Below are 20,519 nucleotides of genomic sequence, written 5' to 3' on the forward strand. Positions count from 1 at the left end.
AAGGTAGATGTTTTGAAAGGGACAAACAAATAGTAAATTTGCAACTAATTATACAAAATTTGCCGGTTGTGAGTAGAGCAGCAAGGTCAATAATGCACGAGCAGGTTCTCCTGCCCGGACAAAGCGTGATAAAGGTGAAGTGGAATGACTTCCCGCATTTTACTTTTCCCTGGCACTTCCATAGTGAGATGGAGATACTCTATGTCATGAAGAGCGAGGGAACCCGCTTTGTCGGAGAGAGCGTGGAGCGCTTTGAACAGGGAGATCTTGTACTTGTTGGAACCCAGGTTCCCCACTACTGGAAGAATGACAGGGAGTATTATGACAGTCATTCCGGCCTTCGTGTCAATGCTATAGTGGTTCAGTTTTCTGCCGACTTTATGGACAAGGCCGTGCAAAACTATCCCGAGATGAGTCATATCAGGGAACTCTTCAGCAGGGCTGCCCATGGGGTGCATTTTACAATGCCGGAAAATATAGAGATCGGGGAAATGATGGTAAACCTGTATCACCGTCAGGGTTTTAGCCGGCTTATGGGTTTGCTTGAGCTGCTCGATGCCATGGCAAGGTCAAAAGCCTACCGGCTTTTGAGTGCTTCTGCAAATGTTCCCGGGACTCTGATCAATCCGGAAAACAGGATTGAAAAGGTGCTTAACTACCTGAATTTGAACTACACAAAGGATATTACCCTGAAAAATATGGCAGAGCAATTTGGTATGAACAGCAGTGCCTTTAGTCGCTTTTTCAGACAGAAAACCGGCAAGACCCTTGTGAAATATGTTAATGACATGCGGATTGCCTATGCCTGTAAGCTACTTCAGGAACGCTCCTTGTCTGTTTCTCAGGTATGTTATGAGTGCGGATTTAACAATATATCCAATTTCAACCGCTTTTTTAGGGAGAGAATGGGAGTATCTCCACGAATGTATGTTTCAGCTATTCAGTAATATCGCCTGTTTTTGTAAGCAGATTTGCTATATTTGGCTGTAATCCATAGGCTTTTAAGCTGATTTTTTGTTTCATTTAATACTTATCTTTGCGTTTTGCGGCAAAATAATGACAAATATCATTCTTGGCCGCACATCTTTGGTCAGATAATTAAACTCATTCATTATAATGGCGAAAACCGAGCAACTGCATAAGGCTGTCAGGGAGCGTATCCTGCTGCTTGATGGCGCAATGGGCAGCCTTATACAAAAGTACAGGCTCACTGAGGCGGACTTCAGGGGAGAAAGATTCAAAGATCACCCTTCACCTTTGCAGGGTAATAACGACCTGTTGTCACTTACCAAGCCGGATGTAATCAGAGAGATTCACGAGAAATATCTTGGTGCTGGCTCTGATATCATCGAGACCAACACATTTAACTCAACCCGTATCTCTCAGGCAGACTATGGTGCTGAGGCGTTTGTCTATGAGATCAACAAGGCCGCTGCAACTATAGCTGCTGAGGCTGCTGCAAAGTTTTCTACCCCCGAAAAACCGCGCTTTGTTGCCGGATCCATTGGCCCAACCAATAAGACAGCGTCTCTTTCGCCTGATGTTAATAATCCAGGCTATCGAGCCGTATCCTTTGATGACCTGGTGATGGCATATGCCGAGCAGGCAGCAGGCCTGCTCGATGGTGGGGTGGACATTCTTTTGGTTGAAACCATTTTTGATACCCTCAATGCAAAGGCTGCCTTATTTGGTATTAACGGTGAATTGAAGAGGAGGGGACTTCGGGACTTTCCCGTGATGGTGTCGGTAACTGTTGCGGATGCCAGTGGTCGTACCCTGTCCGGCCAGACCATGGATGCATTTATTGCTTCGGTTAGCCATATGCCGCTTTTTTCTATCGGAGTAAATTGCTCCTTCGGTGCAGATGACCTTCGCTACTATGTCGAGGACATGGGACGTAAGGTGCCATTCTATATCAGTGCTTATCCCAATGCAGGACTGCCAAACCAGTTTGGTGAGTACGACGAGACTCCCGAACAGATGGCACCAAAGATACTGAGCTATCTGAAAGATGGTCTTGTAAATATTGTAGGAGGCTGTTGCGGTACTACACCACAGCATATTGCTGCATTTGCATCTCACCTTAAGGATGGCAAACCTCACATACCTCCGGTTTTAGAGCCGGTTACCAGACTCAGTGGACTGGAGGCTCTGACGATTACCAAGGAATCAAACTTTGTCAATATAGGTGAGCGTACCAATGTGTCGGGCTCGAAGAAGTTTGCCCGACTGATACGTGAGGGGAAGTATGAGGAGGCTTTGACTGTCGCACGTGATCAGGTGGAAGGCGGGGCTCAGATTATTGATGTCAATATGGACGATGCCATGCTCGATGCTGTGAAGGAGATGGTGACCTTCCTGAATCTTATGGCATCCGAACCCGAGATTGCACGTTTGCCGGTTATGATTGATTCATCAAGATGGGAAGTGCTCGAAGCCGGACTTAAATGCACCCAGGGGAAGTCTGTTGTCAACTCCATCAGCCTTAAAGAAGGAGAGGAGATATTTATTGAGCATGCCTCAAAGATTAAGGAGTATGGAGCGGCCGTTGTAGTGATGGCCTTTGATGAAAAAGGTCAGGCCGATACCTTTGAGCGCAGGATAGAAATTTGCGAAAGAGCATATAAACTGCTGACAGAAAAGGTAGGATTCCCACCTGAGGATATAATCTTTGACCCTAATGTGCTGGCTATTGCAACGGGAATTGAGGAGCATAACAACTATGCTGTTGACTTTATCAAGACGGCCGAGTGGATAAAGAAGAACCTTCCGCATGCCAGGATTAGCGGTGGGGTGAGTAATCTCTCGTTCTCCTTTCGTGGCAACGATACTGTACGCGAAGCCATGCACTCAGTCTTTCTGTATTATGCAATAAAGGCCGGAATGGATATGGGTATAGTCAACCCGGGTATGTTGCAGATCTATGATGAGATTGAACCCGAACTACTTGAACTTGTTGAGGATGTTGTGCTCAACCGCCGTAAAGATGCTACAGAAAGGCTTATTGAAAAGGCTGAGTCATACAAGAAGGAAAAGGATGGACATGAAGCTGCCGAGAAGGATGCGTGGCGCAAGGAGCCGCTTGAAAAGCGCCTGCACCACAGCCTTGTCAGAGGTATAGCCGACCATCTTGAGGAGGATCTTACTGAAGCTTTGGGCAAGTATGAATATGCTCTTGATATTATAGAGCAACCACTGATGGCCGGGATGAACATTGTTGGCGACCTTTTTGGTTCCGGCAAAATGTTCCTGCCCCAGGTTGTGAAGACTGCGCGGGTTATGAAAAAGGCTGTGGCCTTTTTGCAGCCATATATCGAGGAACAGAAGCGCCCCTCTGGTCTTCAGGGTCGGGCAGGTCGTATACTGATGGCAACAGTCAAGGGTGACGTGCACGATATCGGGAAAAACATAGTGGGAGTAATACTTGCATGCAATAATTACGAAATAATTGATCTTGGGGTAATGGTACCCACTGAAAAGATACTGCAGGAAGCAATTGACAAGGAGGTGGATATCGTTGGACTTAGCGGCCTTATCACGCCCTCGCTCGAGGAGATGGTCAATGTGGCCCGTGAGATGGAAAGGCGCGGGATGAACCTGCCCCTGCTGATTGGAGGTGCGACTACTTCAGCAGTTCACACTTCCGTCAAAATCGATCCCGTCTACAGCGGTCCGGTAGTTCACGTCAAGGATGCCTCCAAGAGCACCCAGGTAGTGTCTGCCTTGCTGTCTGATCGCGACAGAGATGAGTTTGTTGCAAAGGTATCATCCGACTATGAGCAGTTGCGAACTGCAAATGCAAACAAGAAGGATCGTCGCTTTCTCACAATTGAGGAAGCCCGCAAAAGAAAGTATCCTGTGGACTGGAGCAAGGCAACTGTTTCAGTTCCCCGCTTCATTGGCACAAAGGTCTTTGAAGATTATCCAATAAACGAAATAATACCATTTATCGACTGGACCTTTTTCTTTCATGCGTGGAGGCTGACCGGAAGCTATGATGGTATAGAAAATGTAAAAGACAGAACTGCGGAGAATGAATGGCTGAATCGATTTAGTTCGGAAGACTCAAGGGCTAAAGCCCTTGAGGCACTCAAACTATACAGGGATGCAGTTGCCATGTTGGAGCGGATTGAAAGGGAAAAGATGTTTACTGCTCGGGCAATTTTTGGTATCTTTCCGGCAAATTCAATCGGTGATGATATAGAAGTATATAATCCCGATGGCAGTATTAGGGCAGTATTCCACAATATCCGTGAACAGCAGGAAAAGACCGGTAAGGAGCATTATTATTGTCTCTCAGACTTTGTGGCTCCAAAGGAATCGGGTGTGGTAGACTATATCGGAGGTTTTGCGGTTGCAGCCGGACATGGCATGGAGAAGTGGGTTGAAGCCTTTGAAAAGGATAATGACGATTACAGTGCTATTCTGTTGAAAGCTCTTGCTGACCGTCTTGCCGAAGCCCTGGCGGAACTACTGCACTTCAGGGTGAGAAGAGAATTCTGGGGATATGCACCCGAGGAGGAGTTTAATCAGGCAAATCTGATAAGGGAGCGCTACAGGGGCATACGTCCGGCGCTTGGTTATCCTGCCTGCCCTGATCACAGCGAGAAGCGCATACTATTTGACCTTCTCAGGGTGGAGGAACAGGTGGGAATAACACTGACTGAGCATTTCAGTATGTATCCCAATGCTGCGGTTAGCGGGTTGTATTATGCAAATCCCGAAGCTATATATTTTGGAGTAGGAAATATTCAGATTGATCAGGTTGAGGATCTGGCAAGGCGCAAGGGTATCAGCGTCGATGAGGTGGAAAAGTGGTTGCCTTCAAACCTGGCATATAAATAAAGAGAAAACAGATATGAAGACAGCAGGCCAACTGATTCAGGAGCTGACAAAACCAGGATTTTCGTTTGAATTGCTGCCCCCGATGAAGGGCAACAGCATAAAGGGGGTATACCGTACAATCGACCAGCTTAAGGAGTTCAATCCCCTCTTTATAAATATCACATCGCACCGCGAGGAGGCCGTGTACAGAAATACAGAGAATGGTCTGTTTGAAAGGCGTGTTATACGTAAAAGGCCCGGTACCGTGGCAGTTGCGGCTTCAATTCAACATAAGTATGGGATTAAGGTAATACCTCATATTATATGCAGTGGTTTTACCAAAAGTGAAACTGAATATGCCCTGATAGATCTTAACTTCCTGGGAATACACGACCTATTGTTGTTGCGAGGTGACAAACCCCGCAGACCTGATCCTCTGGATGTTCCCAGTGGAGAGGTTAATGCCCATGCAATAGATCTTATCGGGCAGGTCAACAACCTAAACAAGGGAATCTTCCTTGATGACACACTTGCTGAGGCTTTTGAAACGCCATTCAGTTACGGAGTAGCCGGCTATCCTGAAAAGCATGAGGAAGCACCAAACCTTGACTCGGATATCTACTGGCTTAAGAAGAAGGTTGAAGCCGGGGCTGAATATGTGGTGACCCAGATGTTTTTCGACAATGCCAAATACTACGCCTTTGTTGAACGTTGCCGTCAGGTTGGTATTAATGTTCCCATTATTCCCGGATTAAAACCTCTTACCTTCCTGAATCAACTGACAGTTTTGCCTCGTATATTTCATGTTGATATTCCTGAGGATTTTGCAAAGGAACTACGTAAGTGCAAGAATGATGAGGAAGCAACCAGGGTGGGTGTAGAGTGGACTACTATGCAGTCGAAGGACCTGCTTGCAAATGGGGTTAACCTGATTCATTTCTACACGCTGATGGCAACAAACAGTGTCAGACAAGTGGCCTCTGCCATTTATTAATTCTGATGGATCCTGCAAAAGCATATTACAAGGCGGCTGCAATCTGTGCCCGCTCGGAGCAGTGTATCTCAGCAATACGTACCAGGCTCCTGAAGTGGGAACTTGAGGAGACTGAAGCCGCTAAAATCATTAAGCGCCTTGTCGATGAGAAATTCATCGATGAGAGTCGCTATGCAGGATTCTTTGTGAGGGATAAAGCACGCTTTAACAAGTGGGGCCCCAAAAAGATTGCCTGGCAGCTAAGGCAAAAGGGACTCCCTGAAGATGTAATCCGGGAGGCTATAGACAGTGTGCCATGGGACAATGTGGCAGAGGATCTTGAGGAATTGCTACGTAAAAAACTTGCAGGACTAAAGCAGGATGATCCATATAAAAAGAAGGCAGCACTTGTCCGCTTTGCTGCATCGCGTGGTTTTGGTTTTTCCGATATCGAAAAGGTTCTCGGGAAACTGAAGTTTTAAGCTGGACCTGAGTCCGCTTAGGGGACAATCTCATAATAGCTAAATATGATATGCTTATCCAAAGAGTGCTTGTCGCCCGGACAATGCCAACAATGGTCGTGATAGCCGGATAGGACTGGAGGCAGAGCTTGTCAAAGCCGGGTAGAGACCTGCTTATTATGCTCGGTGATTATTTAACTCTCTTTTAAGATAGCAGCCGGTTTGATAGTATAGATAATTCCCGGCAGCGCAGTAATTGCAGAAGCAGTATAGAACAGAAGGCTAAGGGCTATTGCTGATCCCTCATTCACACCAAGATACTGGGCTCCCCATAGAAATACAAGCTCTCTTGCTCCAATTCCACCTAAGGTAATAGGAAGAGATCCTGCAATTGCGGACAGGAAAAACAAAAACAGATAGGCATCATACATATGTCTGGCATCTATATGCAGGGAGGCCAGAATCAGTACTGCAGACAGCATCTGAAGCATCTGAACGCAAATAGCCCATCCCATAACCCGGGGAAATGCTGGCAGTAGCTTCTTATTTACAATATAGAGAAATAGGTAAAAAGCAGCAGCAACCAGGGGGATTGCTACCCAGGCCAGGTTTTTAAAGGGAATATTATAGTCCAGCATTGGGATAAAGACCAATAGCAGAATGACGATAATTGAAAGACCACTTACCCTGTCTGACAATATGGCCCCAATAACGGTTTTCAGATTACTCTTCTTATACTTACCAAGCAGGTATACTTTGAAGCCGTCCCCACCAACACCTCCAGGCAGGAAGAGGTTATAAAACAATCCCAGCCAGTACAGTTTAATGTTCTCTTTTTGTGTAATGGTTATGGGAACCAGATTGAATAGATTTCTTAGCCTGAATGAAGCTGCAAGCTGGGATATTGTGTATGCAGCAAGAGCGGCCAAAAGGAGCAGTAAATCTGCACTCCTGACCTTTTCCATAATTTCGGCAATATCAATGCGTGAGACTACATAGTACACAGCAAGACAGCTTACAACTACTTTTAATATGTTATTCAGAATCTTCCTGGAACTCATCAATAGGCATTAAGCCTCAAAAATAGTACTTTTTGCTTTCAAAGTTCCAAAAAGAGCTATTTTGGAACACACTTATCATCTTTAAAACCTGATTCTTTAGTAATTTGCAGGCCCAAATTTTTAAATATATGTTAGCTATATGAAGTTTATAGATATTGCAAAGAACAGATACACAACAAAGAAGTACCTCGGTGGAAGGAAGTTGGACAGGGATATCATTGACCAGTTGAAGGAGATACTAAGAATGTGTCCTTCATCTATCAACAGTCAGCCCTGGAAGTTTACATTTATTGAAGATCAGGAGCTTAAGAACCAGTTGGCTCTGTCATCAAGGCATAATGATGAAAGGGTGAGAAATGCTTCCCTGATCGTTGTATTCAGTGCAATGAATGAAGTAGGGATATTTGAGGAGCACCTGACAAAGAATCTTCCTCCAAGAGCCCTGGATTATTTCACTAACAATATTAAGCCCCGTGGTGAAGCCGAGATTAAGGTATGGATGCAGCATCAGGTTTATATTTCTCTTGGGTTCTTCCTTGCAGCCTGCGCATCTATGGGTCTTGACTCCACTCCAATGGAGGGTATAATAAGGGATGATTATGACAAAGCCCTTGGAATAACAGGATATCGCACCATGTTTGCAGTGGCCGTTGGTTTCAGAGATCCTGAGGATGAAAATCAACCAACGATTACTCCAAAGCTTAGACGTCCACTTGAGGATGTAATAACAGAAAAGTAATAAAAAACCCTCTGCTGTGGGCAGAGGGTTTTTTATACTTACCATTCTTATTATACCAGAAATGAACTCCTGATGAACTTTCTTTATTTTATTTTCCTTACAAGTTAGTATAGGTTCACTATCTTTTACGGCTGAGTCTTGAATTGTCTGGAATGCCTAGTTTAGCAATAACTCTGCCAGTTCATCCTCATAGAAGAATGAGTCTGCACCAAAGGCGGGTTCAAGATCATCCAGCCAGTATGCATTCTTATTAAAGCGCGCAAAGAAGGGACGGCCTACCCAGTCATTGTTCCTTCCCTGAATAAACTCAAGGACAAAGACCTTTTCTCCATTTACATCAGTTACTCCAGCAATACGTATCTTACCCGGACTTGATGACATTGACGGTCCTCTGACTGTTCTAGCAACGCCGCTGACACTTGAATATGCTCTTCTGAAAATATCCCAGGCTCTGTCAAGACTTACCCCGAAATATTCCTGGGCTCCTGTATCCCTTGCAATAAACATATAGTAGGGTATCATTCCAAGTTGTACCTGCTTCTTCCACATAGTTGCCCAAATACCAGATTTGGCATTAATATGCTTAAGCAATGGCGACTGAGTTCTAATCTGTGCTCCTGTTTCCCTTATCTTCTTTATTGCTTTAATTACGGCTTCAGTTTCAAGTTCTCGTGGATGATTAAAGTGTGCCATAAAGCATAGAGATTTACCTGCATCTGTTATCTTGCGGAATACTCCAAGTATTTCTTCTGCATCCGGGTCCGTCAGGTATCTGTATGGCCAGAAAGAAAGAGTTTTGCTTCCGATTCTGATGTTTTGAAGATGAGGTAAGTCTGCTTCCAGCAGAGCAGATACATAGGTGTCAAGTACTGAAGCTTTCATAACCATCGGATCTCCTCCGGTTATCAATATGTCTGTAATCTCCTCATGCTCACGAATATATCCGATAATGTTTTCAATTTCCTTCATGGCAAACTTGATGCTGTCGGTAGTGACAAACTGTGGCCATCTGAAGCAGAAAGTACAGTAGGCATGGCAGGTCTGCCCCTGAGAAGGAAAGAAAAGCAATGTTTCATTGTACTTATGCTGTACACCTTGCATCATTTCTCCCATATAAACCGGGATATTATGAGCTTGCCCGGCCGGATGAGGGTTTAATTCTTTTCTGATTTCTTCGGAAGCACTTTTTATTACTGAAGGATCTTCCTCATTCAATATCAATTTCTCAATTCTTGTGAAGTGTTCCGGTTTTAACATTCCTTTCTGAGGAAAATTAAGTATGTACATTGGATCGTTCTGGTAGTTGTCCCAATCAATCAATTCGCTGACAACATAATTATTTGTCTTGAATGGCAGTACCCGGGATACTACATCAATATTATGCAGATCTTCTTTAGAAACCTTTGACAATTGTGCAATCTGCATATAATTGCGAGGGGTATAAGTTTGATATATCATGATTCTTAGGTGTTTAGTTGTCGTTACAATGCCTGAAAAGCGAGATGGCAATGCCAGCACAACCCCAAGGGCGTGCGCATCTAAGAATATGCCGTAATATCCAGTTATACCTACTATAAGCAGGCAGTAAGGAGACCCACTAAGGGGTTTAACAGAATCGCTTAATAAGCGTAATCAGGTCTTTTGGATTTCTGACCGGGGCAGGGAAATTACATGGGGCAGAAATATTACAACTACAAATATAGCAAAAAATCAAGGGCTTACAAAATGAAATTTATATTAGGATGCAATTTACTATTGACAGACTCCCGGGATAATTCTGGTAATAAGCAATATAGAAAGGTAACAAAAATTGTCCAGGACAGTGTCTTACCTTAGCAACTCGGTTCTGTTTGTGTCTAGTTTCAGGAAGATAAACAGCAGGATTGAAAAACCCCATAATGAGGAACCTCCATAGCTAAAAAAGGGAAGTGGGATACCAATTACAGGAGCCAGGCCAATTGTCATTCCAATATTGACAAGTAAGTGGAAAAAGAAAATTGATGCCACAGCATAGCCATATACCCGGCTAAATGCCGAGTGTTGCCTTTCGGCTAGCACTACAAGCCTTAAGAGCAGGCAAACAAAGAGTATTATCACGGCAGATGTGCCAAGGAAGCCCCACTCCTCACCAACAGTGCAAAAGATAAAGTCGGTACTCTGCTCCGGAACAAAGTTGAACTTGGTCTGAGTTCCCTGCAGGAAACCTTTTCCTGAAAAACCGCCTGAGCCTATTGCAATCTTTGATTGATTGACATTGTATCCTGCTCCAAGAGGATCCTGCTTAAGCCCTAACATTACCAGTATACGGGACTTCTGATAATCGCTTAGCATCTTCTCAAAAATATAGTCTGACGAGTATGCAAAGGCAAGCGAGCCCCAAAACAGGATCAGACTGGATACTACTGCCTTGTACCTGCGAAGTACCGTGACTGAGATCAGATATAGTGATGCAGCTGACATTCCTGCAAGAATGGCCTTAAAGTGGTCAATCCCTCCTGTAAGATGAAATACTAGTTGGCAAATTCCATAACATAAAGCGGCAATACCAAGTGATATAAGTGCGAGTTTACGTTGTTTTCTCAAGAATAGCAGAATGAAAAAGACTGCAACAAGGAGCAACTCAATATATAGGTTTGATATAAGCAGAGTTAGGATAAAGATCACGATAGCCATTATTCCGAAAAAAAGAATCAAAGGCGTCATGCCCTCTCTGAAAAATACTATAAGTAGGGAAAAAAATACAAGGGCTGAACCCATATCATTTTGAAGGATTATTATAGCTACCGGAAGCAACCAGACTGTTACAAGTACCACCAAATCCTGTATACGGGTAAAGGAGAACTGAAAGCGACTTAATATCTTGCCTATTGTCAGTGCTGTTGCAACTTTTGCAAGCTCTACCGGCTGGAAACTAAAAGACCCTATCCTAAACCATGAATGGGCGCTGTTGACCTCGACACCCAAAAAGATTACAAGAATAAGCATCAATATTGTAATTGCGTAGAATATAAAGGCAAAGGCAGTAAAGAACTTGCTGTCAATCAACATGAGCAAGCCAATTGTTACGAAGCTGATACCTATCCACATCAGCTGTTTCATGTACTCGAGTGAGAGGTCGAATACAAAACCTCCGTCAGGGTCGGTATTGGCAGCGAATATATTCAGCCACCCGAAACAAACCAGTATCAGGTACAACATCGCCGTCAGGCGGTCTATTGATTTTATGGAACTACTGCTTCCTCTCATTTATCAGATCCAGATTTAGTATTCTGTCCTCCAGCCATTTGCGTGAAGGATCAATACTTTCTTTCAGATATCTTTCTATCATCAGACTTGCTATTGGAGCTGCGGTGGATGCTCCGAAGCCGGCATTTTCAACATATACTGCAATAGCAATCTTGGGGTCTTCCTTGGGGGCAAAGGCTATAAAAATAGCATGATCTTTTCCGTGAGGGTTTTGCGCCGTACCAGTTTTTCCACAGACTTCTATGCCAGGAATACGGGCGATGCGGGCTGTAGCGCCCGCATCGCCATTGACTGCAAGATACATCCCATGAACTATTGGTTCAAAATGCTCAGCATCTATCCCTGTAAAGTGTTTTTCGTTGAAGCGGGAAGGGATGGAATCCCCTTCTATTTCCTTTATTACATGAGGGGTGTAAAAATATCCTCTGTTTGCTATAGCAGCAGTCATATTAGCCATTTGCAGAGGGGTAACAAGAAGTTCTCCCTGTCCTATACCAAGAGAGATAACAGTCAGAGAACCCCAGCTTCCATTGTAGATTCTGTCGTAGTACTCACTACTGGGTACAAATCCTCGGTTTTCGTTAAAGAAATCACTTCCCAGTCTTTCACCAAAGCCAAAATTTTTCAGGTATGTACGCCATTTTTCAAGAGCAATCTTAGGTGATCCAATGGCCGGATTGTCAAGAACTGATCTTAATGTAAAACAATAATAGGCATTGCACGAATTTGCAAGTGACGGAGCCAGGCTAAGAGGTGAACTGTGGGAGTGACAGCCTACTGATATTCCTCGGGCATGGAAGCCATGGTTGCATGGGAAACTGGTTGATGGTGAAATTACTCCTTCCTGCAAACCAATAAGTCCCATAATGGTTTTGAATGTTGATCCGGGAGGATAACCCGACATAATGGCTCTGTTAAGCAGTGGATATAGGCTGTCGGTCGATAATGCCGGGAAGTTTCTATTTCGTTCCCGTCCCACAAGCAAGGACGGATCATAACCCGGACTTGAAACCATTGTAAGTATTTCCCCACTTGACGGTTCGATGGCTATTATGCTGCCAATCTTACCCTTCATTAGTTCCTCACCATATTTTTGCAGTTCCACATCCAGAGCAACAGAGATATTTTTACCTGCTACTGCAGCTGTGTCCAGCCTTCCTCCACCCATCGGTCCTTTCTCAAGCCCGTGTACATCGACCATCACATACCTGGCCCCTTTCTTTCCTCTCAGATATTGCTCATAGCTGTTTTCTATCCCGCTAATCCCAATATAGTCACCCATTGAGTAATATGGATCCTTCTTTAGCATGCTCTCGTTGATTTCGGCAACATAACCTAAGACGTGAGCAGCGAAGGGGTATTCATATTTTCTTACGGTTCTTCGTTGGGCATAAAACCCTTTGAACAGATGCAGTTTTTCCTGAAAGTGAGCAAAATGTTCAGCCGACAACTGCTTGTAAAATACTGAAGGCTTGTATGCTGATATCTTATTTGCCCTTACTGCCTTTTTTACATCGGTAAGCATTGACACAACTTCTTCATCAGGAAGGCCCAGGGCCTTGCTAAACTCAAGTGTGTCAAAGGACACAACTTCACGGGGCACAATCATGATGTCATAAACGGCCTGATTGGAAACAAGCAGTTTACCGTTTCTGTCATAGATAAGACCTCTGGAAGGATATTGTGTAATCTTGCGTTGGGTGTTGTTTTCAGCGTAGTACTTATAGGAAGGGTCAATAACCTGTAACATAAACAGTCTGATAATATATACCAGACCTACCAGAATAAAGCAAATTCTTATTATTATGGCCCTGTTGCTTATCACCTCTTAGCGTTTATATTTCTGGTGTCTTTATTTACCTATCTATACTAATACTTTCGCTCAGCCTTTACTGTGAACAGGATGACTATAAATATAGTGATTAAAGTGGCCAGCGAACTAAAAATGCTTTTCTGCAGGGTGAAAAAAAAGTTTCCCAATGAGAAGGCTTCTATTGTAGATAGGAACAGATGATGGGCAAATACTGCCAGTGCCGTATACTTGAAAAACCACCCAAAGCCAAGATGGGACGGCAGTGGCAGACTGCCTGATTCATAGCCGTCATGGGGTCCAAAAAAACGCAGAAGTGCAGGCCTTAAAAAAGCAAGAAACACTGTTGCTGAAGCATGCATCCCGGGTGTATTCAGAAAGATATCAATTATCAATCCGGTAAAGAAGCCGGTAATCATTAGCAACCAGTTGGGCATCTCCAGAGGGAGAACCAGAATGAAAAGTACATACAACCAAGGGTTGATATAGCCCCCCAGATTCAGGTTGTTGAGGATTAACACCTGAACGGCCATAATGCCTATAAAGCCCAGAAAATATCTTCCCAGATTGTCAATCATCGTAGGTCATGTTTTCAAGTTCAAGTTGTTCCTCCTTATCAGGTTTTTCGACTACCTCCACATAGGTAAGGTTTCTAAAGTCTGTCGATAATTTCACCTTTATCACATAAAACCCTTCTCCTTCGTTTAGCTTATATCCTTCTATTACTCCAATCAGAATATTATCCGGGAATATCGCTGAAAAGCCGCTTGTTACAACTGCATCACCAACATGGACCGGGGCATGGGAAGGGATATCGTTCAGATACACATATTCAGGCGATTTACCATCCCATTCCAGTGACCCAAAGTGGTTGGTCTCACGCAATTTGGCTGACACTTTCAGTTTTGTGTTAAGTATTGAAATCACAGTTGCATAGTTGGCCGATGTATGTCTGACCACACCAGCCAGCCCGCGAGCCGTTATAACTCCCATCCCAGGTTTGATACCATGCTTCTCCCCTTTGTTGATTGTTATATAGTTTTGAAGCTTGTTTACTGAGTTATTGACAACCTTTGCCTGGCGGTAAATATAGCTGTAGCCCGATAGAGAATCGGGAACTTCAGTAAGAGTTGTGTCTATCGTAAGACGATTGGACTCCAGCTGGGTTCTCAACAATGCATTTTCACGCGAGAGTTCCTCATTGGCTTTTTTTAGCCGGAAGTAATCACTAAAGTTGCCGGAGATCTTCATGATCCCGGCAACAATAGTGCTTGAAGAGTTTGCAAAAACCTCCTTATGATATTGGTTGTAATTGACAAGCAGGGCAAAGCTTATCGTTTCGAAAAAAAGAAACAGAAAAACAATATTGTACTTAATTATAAAACGAATTATGTTTCTCATGATTCCGAAACAATTTGCAGGCAACTACCTCATTATGCTAATCTGAAAAGCTTGTTACCTGATGAGGAAGTTGAATTTATGCCTGTTTTTAAGAGCAATACCTGTACCTCTTGCAACTGCATGAAGCGGGTTCTCGGCTATATGGAATGGGATGCCAAGCTTGTTTGACAGGCGCTTGTCCAGACCTCTTAGCAAGGCACCGCCACCAGCAAGGTAGATACCCTTGTTGACAATGTCAGAATATAGTTCCGGGGGTGTTTGTTCCAGCGCATTCAGTATTGCAGTTTCCATCTTTGATATGGACTTCTCAAGACAGTGGGAAATCTCCTGATATGATACAGGCACCTCTATAGGAAGAGCAGTCATCTGATTTGGACCGCTTACAATGAAATCTGCCGGTGGCTCATCAAGTTCTGGAAGTGCAGAGCCAACTCTGATCTTGATTTCTTCTGCAGTTCTTTCACCAATCTTGATATTATGTTGCCTGCGCATATATTCAATTATATCGGCAGTGAGATCATCACCTGCAATACGGATGGATTTATTTGTAACAATACCACCTAGTGATATTACTGCGATTTCTGTAGAACCACCACCGATATCAACAATCATGTGACCCTCTGGAGCTTCTACATCCAGACCGATACCCAGGGCTGCAGCCATGGGTTCATAAATCATATAAACCTCACGTCCACCTGCATGTTCGGCAGAATCGCGCACAGCACGAATCTCAACTTCCGTACTGCCTGAAGGAATACAGACACAAATGATTAGAGAGGGGGTAAATAGCTGTTTTTTGTCCTTGTTGATCATCTTGATCATACCACGGATCATCTGCTCTGCTGCATTAAAGTCAGCAATAACCCCGTCCCTAAGAGGTCTGATAGTATAAATATTGTCGTGAGTCTTACCATGCATCTGCCTTGCTTTCTCACCAATAGCTACCAGCTTGTCGGAACGTCTGTCAAGGGCTACGATACTTGGTTCGTCCACAACTATTTTGTCATTGTATATTATGATGGTATTGGCGGTACCAAGGTCCATTGCCAACTCCTGTGTCAAAAAAGAGAACAATCCCATTTGAATAGATATTAATGTTTAAAGTGTCGGAATCCGGTAAATACCATCGAAACATTATGTTGGTTGCAGAAGTCTATTGTCTCCTGATCACGTACTGACCCACCTGGTTGAATAACTGCAGTGATACCCGCTTTGTGAGCGATCTCAACAGAGTCGGCAAAAGGGAAGAATGCATCGGATGCCATTACTGCGCCCTTCAGATCAAAATTGAAGGACCCGGCCTTTTCGATTGAATGCCTAAGGGCATCAACCCTTGAAGTCTGACCAACCCCACTGGCAATCATCTGTTTGTTTGCCGCGAGAACTATGGCATTTGACTTGGAATGTTTTACAATCTTGTTGGCAAAGAGCATATCTTCAATTTCTCTCTGTGTAGGAGCTTTGGTAGTAACACATTTCAGATCCCCTGGCACCTCCGTTTTGCTATCGGCATCCTGAAGCAGGAATCCGTTAAGCAGGGCGCGGACTGTCTGCGTTGGTTTGTATGCTTCTTTTTGGATGAGGATTATCCTGTTCTTCTTATGCTTTAGGATTTCAAGAGCAGCCTCGTCGTACTCCGGAGCAATAATTACTTCAAAGAATATCTTGTCTATTTCAGCTGCTGATTCTGCATCAACGGGAACATTGGTTACAATAATCCCTCCAAAGGCCGACACCGGATCAGCAGCCAGAGCCAGTTCCCATGCTTCCTTCAGAGCAGGTCTGGATGCAAGTCCGCAGGCGTTGTTGTGCTTAAGAATTGCTACGGTAGTCTCATCAAATTCTGAGATCAGCGCTACGGCAGCTTCTATATCCAGTAGATTGTTGTATGAAATTTCCTTGCCATGAATCTGGTCGAACATTTTATCGAGATCCCCATAGTAAGCTCCCTGTTGATGAGGGTTCTCTCCATAGCGGAGTTGTTTGCGGCCATTGGCTGTAAGTCTGAGTGAAGGCAGCTCACCCTTGCTGAAGTAGTTGAAGATGGCACTGTCATAACCTGAGGAAACTGCAAATGCAGCAGCAGCAAAAGCTTCCCTTTCCTTAAGGGTGGTGTCTCCCTTGCCCGCCTTCAGTATCTCAAGAAGGGCAGGGTATTGATCCCTTGATGAAACAATTACGACATCATTGTAATTCTTGGCTGCAGCCCTGATAAGAGAAATGCCACCTATATCGATCTTTTCAATGATATCTTCGTGACTAGCTCCTGAAGCAACAGTTTCTTCAAAAGGATAAAGATCGACAATCACAAGGTCGATCTCAGGTATGTTGTATTTTGTTATCTCTTCGTTGTGCTTTTTGTCTTCTCTGATATTCAGAATCCCACCAAAGATGTTGGGGTGCAGGGTCTTAACCCTTCCTCCAAGTATAGAAGGATATCCGGTAAGGCTTTCAACGCTGGATACCGGGATGCCTATACTTTCTATAAACGATTGGGTTCCTCCGGTTGAATATAATACCACTCCCTGGCTGTGTAGTATTTTTACGATCTCGTCAAGACCATCTTTGTAAAAAACCGAAATAAGGGCAGATTTTATTCTTTTTTTGTCACTCATTGTATTACTATGTCGTTGAATAGTGGCAAAAATAAGAAAATAAGAACATAATAGAGAAAAAAAGATAATGTTTTATTGGTGCGAATATCCTAATGAGACAGCACTTAATCTGATATTCGGAATGTCTTTCAAAAGTGTCTGGCAGCACGCTTCTATCGTGGCTCCCGTTGTGACAACATCATCTACTATCAAAAGATGCTTTCCTGTGTATTTCTCTCCTTCTGAAGTTGCAAATACATCCTCTACATTTTCCCATCTTTCATATCCCGAATGAGTCGTTTGTGATGAGTTGTTTCTGGCCCTTAACAATAGAGTTGACTCAATGGGAACCTGAAGGACTGCGGACAGACCTTCAGCAATCATCTCGCATTGGTTGTAACCCCTCTTTCGTTGTCTTTCAGGGTGAAGCGGCACGGGAATAATCAGGTCTGGTTTTTCGTAATAAGGTGATTTTAACAGCTTCAATCCTGACATTTTCCCGAGCGTTATCCCTATTTGGGGCTCATTATGGTATTTGAGCATGCGGATAAGTTGCCTGAGGCTTTCGTTTTTCCGGTAATGAAAGAAGGATACGGCAAAGCGAAGTGGAACCCTGCCCCAAAACATACGGGCAACGGGGTTGTCATGATACATTTCGTATCCGGTAGCAGGAAGTTTGTGTATGCATTTAAGGCAGAGATATTTCTCGTGGTCATAGAGAGAGGTACCGCAATTGATGCAACTTGCGGGATAGACGAGTGACAAAAAACCATTGAGCCACTTTCGGGACTCTGCGATTTGAAGTCTTAACATAATTTCTTTAATAAAAGTCCAACTTTCTATATGGGATAATTGAAATTGGACACATCAATTTCATTATTTTCCATGCAATTGTCAAGCTCTATTATTTGGTGTGAATATTGTTGTCTTTAGAAAACCAAAAGAAGTATTTTTGATAAAAATATTAGGATAAGTATGCGAGTTCACTTTATTGCCGTAGGCGGCAGCGTTATGCACAACCTGGCCATAGCCCTTAAGAGTAAGGGATATCAGGTCAGTGGTTCGGATGATGAGTTTTTTGAACCTAGTAAATCAAGGCTTGCATCCCATGGACTTTTACCTGAGAAGGAGGGGTGGAACCCTGAGGTTATAACTCGTGATCTGGATGCTGTGATACTTGGTATGCATGCCCGGAGTGATAATCCTGAACTTCAGGCAGCTGTACGTCAAGGCATAAAAGTGTATTCTTTCCCGGAATATCTGTATGAGCAGTGCCGGAGCAAAACCAGGGTTGTAATAGCAGGGAGTCATGGTAAGACTACAATTACTTCTATGGTTATGCATGCCCTGAGGTCCAACAATTGGAAGTTTGACTACATGGTGGGTGCCCAACTGGAAGGTTTCGATACCATGGTAGGTCTTAGTGAAGATGCTGAGATTGCTGTTTTTGAGGGAGATGAATACCTGTCTTCTCCGATTGACAAAAGGTCCAAGTTCTTATGGTACAAACCTCACATTGCCCTTATAAGTGGAATTGCCTGGGATCATATTAATGTCTTCCCGACCTTTGAGATTTATAAAGATCAGTTTAGGCATTTTGCTGACTCTGTAGACAGAAATGGCTACCTAACATGGTTTAGTGGTGATTCAAGCCTAAAGAAAATGCTTGATGGAAAAAATCGGAGTTTTACTATTGAGCCATATTTTGAAGTTGATAGCAGATATGCTGGAGATGTTACATTAGTAGTACATAAAGGCAGGGAATATCCTGTTCCTTTCTTTGGTGCACATAATATGCAGAACCTTGCGGGTGCCATGAATGTGTGCCGCAGGCTTGGTCTTGATGATGACGCTTTTTTGCGGTCCATGGGTAGTTTCAAGGGCGCTTCAAGGCGCCTTGAGGCCGTAGCCGGTGATGATAGTTCTTCTGTATTCTATGATTTTGCCCATGCTCCATCAAAACTAAAAGCTACTGTTGAGGCTGTAAAATCCCGTTATCCGTCGCGTAAGCTGGTCGCCTGTATGGAGCTCCATACATTCAGCAGCCTGGACAAAAACTTCCTTCCACAATACCACAATACAATGTTACTGGCAGATGAGCCAATTGTGTATTTCAACCCTGGTGTGATAGAACACAAGGGACTAAGCCCAATCAGTACTGTTGAAGTTGCAAAGGCCTTTAACATTCCGGAGCATTCTGTGATAGTAACTCCGGAAGCACTGCTTGAAAGGTTGGAAAAGATTGAGTTTAGAAATACCAACCTGCTTATTATGACTTCAGGCAGCCTGGGGGGAATTGACATCAAAGCATGGATCAGTAAGAAAATGGACAAAACCAAACAATAAGATCATGAAACGAGCATTTCTTTTTTTACTGGCAGTGGGCTTTGCCGTGACGGTATCAGCCCAGGAGTTGGTTGACAAAGTTCAACTAAGCTTTGAAGGTGTAAATTCCATAAATGTGAAGGGCGCCTTCTGTCGTACCGAGTTTGCGACTTCAGGCAGTTCGGAGGTCCTACTTGACGGTGAAATCAGAGGTTTGAAGAAGGATAGTGCAGTCAAGATAAGATATTCACAGACAGGTACCAGACTCAACATTTGGGTGGAATATCCAAGTTTGCGAAACGAACAGCTAAAGGGATACCTGATTTTGACTGTTCCTGAGAGTGCTGAGGTCACTGTCAGCAACATATCGGGTAGCGTCAGTGTCGAAGGACCCCTCTATGGAAAGGCAATTGTTGAAACTGTATCAGGTTCCATCATTGTCTCTAATCTTAAGGCTCCGGCAGAGCTAAAGTCAACTTCAGGAACTATTAAAGCTAAATCGGTTCAGGGGGATGTCAAAGCAAACAGTGTAGGCGGTGAAATCAATATTGAAGAAGTAATGGGTTTTGGTAAGTTGTCTACTGTATCAGGCAGCATAAATGCCTCTGGTATTTACAAGGGTACTGAAGCGCAGACAATTTCAGGAGCCATAGGGCTCAGGGAGGTCGTAGGTGGAGGCAAGGTTAACTCTGTGTCAGGCAATATCAGTATTAATGCTGGCAAGGGTGATTTTCATGTGGGTAGCACTTCCGGGACTGTATCACTCACAAGTCACGAAGGCATTCTGGATATTGAGACCATCAGTGGTAGTATAGTCGGAAGCAGTGTAAAACTTACCGGCACTTCGTCATTTAAAAGTAAGTCGGGCAACATAGATATGGATCTGACCAACAGGCAGGAGGAACTAAGCTTTGACCTTGAAAGCACTTCCGGTGGAATAACCTATTATGGAAATAAGGGAAAGAAGAGGATCTTTTCGGATAATGGGAATATCAAGATTAACGGTAATACTTTGTCTGGAGAAATCAGTTTCAAATAGAGGATGTTTGGATATAATGCAACTGGCCTTGGTATTTCCATGCTGA

The 20,519-nt window shown here is 43.8% G+C and carries 16 protein-coding genes; 7 read left to right on the forward strand and 9 right to left on the reverse strand.

Annotated features, from left to right (window positions below):
* Positions 1-68 precede the first annotated feature (68 nt).
* From M9189_RS01165 to M9189_RS01180, 4 genes are all read left to right on the forward strand, one after another.
* Positions 69-947: an AraC family transcriptional regulator gene (locus M9189_RS01165; protein ID WP_250724080.1), complete on the forward strand. Its 879-nt coding sequence runs from the start codon at positions 69-71 to the stop codon at positions 945-947.
* A 169-nt stretch (positions 948-1,116) separates the two neighbouring features.
* On the forward strand, positions 1,117-4,845 hold the full coding sequence (gene metH / locus M9189_RS01170; RefSeq protein WP_250724081.1) for a methionine synthase: 3,729 nt from the start codon (positions 1,117-1,119) through the stop codon (positions 4,843-4,845).
* Positions 4,846-4,858: 13 nt separating this feature from the next.
* Positions 4,859-5,818: a methylenetetrahydrofolate reductase [NAD(P)H] gene (metF, locus tag M9189_RS01175; RefSeq protein ID WP_250724082.1), complete on the forward strand. Its 960-nt coding sequence runs from the start codon at positions 4,859-4,861 to the stop codon at positions 5,816-5,818.
* A gap of 5 nt (positions 5,819-5,823) precedes the next feature.
* Positions 5,824-6,279: a regulatory protein RecX gene (locus tag M9189_RS01180; RefSeq protein WP_250724083.1), complete on the forward strand. Its 456-nt coding sequence runs from the start codon at positions 5,824-5,826 to the stop codon at positions 6,277-6,279.
* Positions 6,280-6,452: 173 nt separating this feature from the next.
* Here the strand turns inward: M9189_RS01180 and M9189_RS01185 are convergent, their stop codons facing one another.
* On the reverse strand, positions 6,453-7,319 hold the full coding sequence (locus M9189_RS01185; RefSeq protein ID WP_250724084.1) for a lysylphosphatidylglycerol synthase transmembrane domain-containing protein: 867 nt from the start codon (positions 7,317-7,319) through the stop codon (positions 6,453-6,455).
* A 139-nt stretch (positions 7,320-7,458) separates the two neighbouring features.
* Between M9189_RS01185 and M9189_RS01190 the strand changes: the two genes are divergently transcribed.
* The gene (locus M9189_RS01190; protein WP_250724085.1) at positions 7,459-8,058 is read left to right on the forward strand and encodes a nitroreductase family protein; all 600 of its coding nucleotides are present in this window, start codon (positions 7,459-7,461) and stop codon (positions 8,056-8,058) included.
* Positions 8,059-8,214: 156 nt separating this feature from the next.
* On the opposite strand, the gene M9189_RS01195 is transcribed toward M9189_RS01190, so the two are convergent.
* The 8 genes from M9189_RS01195 to M9189_RS01230 all read right to left on the reverse strand — a co-directional run bounded on the left by M9189_RS01195 (position 8,215) and on the right by M9189_RS01230 (position 17,922).
* Positions 8,215-9,516: a KamA family radical SAM protein gene (locus M9189_RS01195; protein WP_250724086.1), complete on the reverse strand. Its 1,302-nt coding sequence runs from the start codon at positions 9,514-9,516 to the stop codon at positions 8,215-8,217.
* Positions 9,517-9,885: 369 nt separating this feature from the next.
* Complete coding sequence (gene rodA, locus M9189_RS01200; protein ID WP_250724087.1) at positions 9,886-11,304, reverse strand: rod shape-determining protein RodA; 1,419 nt, start codon at positions 11,302-11,304, stop codon at positions 9,886-9,888.
* Positions 11,288-13,129 (reverse strand): penicillin-binding protein 2, encoded by a 1,842-nt coding sequence (gene mrdA, locus M9189_RS01205; protein WP_250724088.1) that lies wholly within the window; start codon positions 13,127-13,129, stop codon positions 11,288-11,290. Before mrdA ends, rodA begins: the two co-directional genes overlap by 17 nt.
* 44 nt (positions 13,130-13,173) lie before the next feature.
* Positions 13,174-13,692, reverse strand: coding sequence for a rod shape-determining protein MreD (gene mreD / locus M9189_RS01210; protein WP_250724089.1), 519 nt, complete (start codon positions 13,690-13,692; stop codon positions 13,174-13,176).
* Positions 13,685-14,515 carry a rod shape-determining protein MreC gene (gene mreC / locus M9189_RS01215; RefSeq protein WP_250724090.1) on the reverse strand — a complete coding sequence of 277 codons (831 nt, stop codon included), beginning with the start codon at positions 14,513-14,515 and terminating at the stop codon, positions 13,685-13,687. The genes mreD and mreC overlap by 8 nt, the downstream gene beginning before the upstream one ends.
* 54 nt (positions 14,516-14,569) lie before the next feature.
* Positions 14,570-15,595 (reverse strand): rod shape-determining protein, encoded by a 1,026-nt coding sequence (locus tag M9189_RS01220; protein ID WP_250724091.1) that lies wholly within the window; start codon positions 15,593-15,595, stop codon positions 14,570-14,572.
* Between the two features lie 11 nt (positions 15,596-15,606).
* Entirely contained in the window at positions 15,607-17,130 is a 1,524-nt protein-coding gene (gene purH, locus M9189_RS01225; protein ID WP_250724092.1) for a bifunctional phosphoribosylaminoimidazolecarboxamide formyltransferase/IMP cyclohydrolase, read from the reverse strand.
* Positions 17,131-17,202: 72 nt separating this feature from the next.
* A complete protein-coding gene (locus M9189_RS01230) occupies positions 17,203-17,922 on the reverse strand; it encodes a ComF family protein (protein ID WP_250724093.1) in 720 nt (239 codons plus the stop codon).
* A gap of 162 nt (positions 17,923-18,084) precedes the next feature.
* On the opposite strand from M9189_RS01230, the gene M9189_RS01235 reads away from it, so the two are divergent.
* Both M9189_RS01235 and M9189_RS01240 read left to right on the forward strand, forming a co-directional pair.
* Complete coding sequence (locus M9189_RS01235; RefSeq protein WP_250724094.1) at positions 18,085-19,455, forward strand: UDP-N-acetylmuramate--L-alanine ligase; 1,371 nt, start codon at positions 18,085-18,087, stop codon at positions 19,453-19,455.
* 4 nt (positions 19,456-19,459) lie between these two features.
* Positions 19,460-20,473 carry a DUF4097 family beta strand repeat-containing protein gene (locus M9189_RS01240; protein ID WP_250724095.1) on the forward strand — a complete coding sequence of 338 codons (1,014 nt, stop codon included), beginning with the start codon at positions 19,460-19,462 and terminating at the stop codon, positions 20,471-20,473.
* Positions 20,474-20,519: the final 46 nt, after the last annotated feature.

The organism is Xiashengella succiniciproducens, assembly GCF_023674465.1.
GTDB classification, from domain to species: domain Bacteria; phylum Bacteroidota; class Bacteroidia; order Bacteroidales; family Marinilabiliaceae; genus Geofilum; species Geofilum succiniciproducens.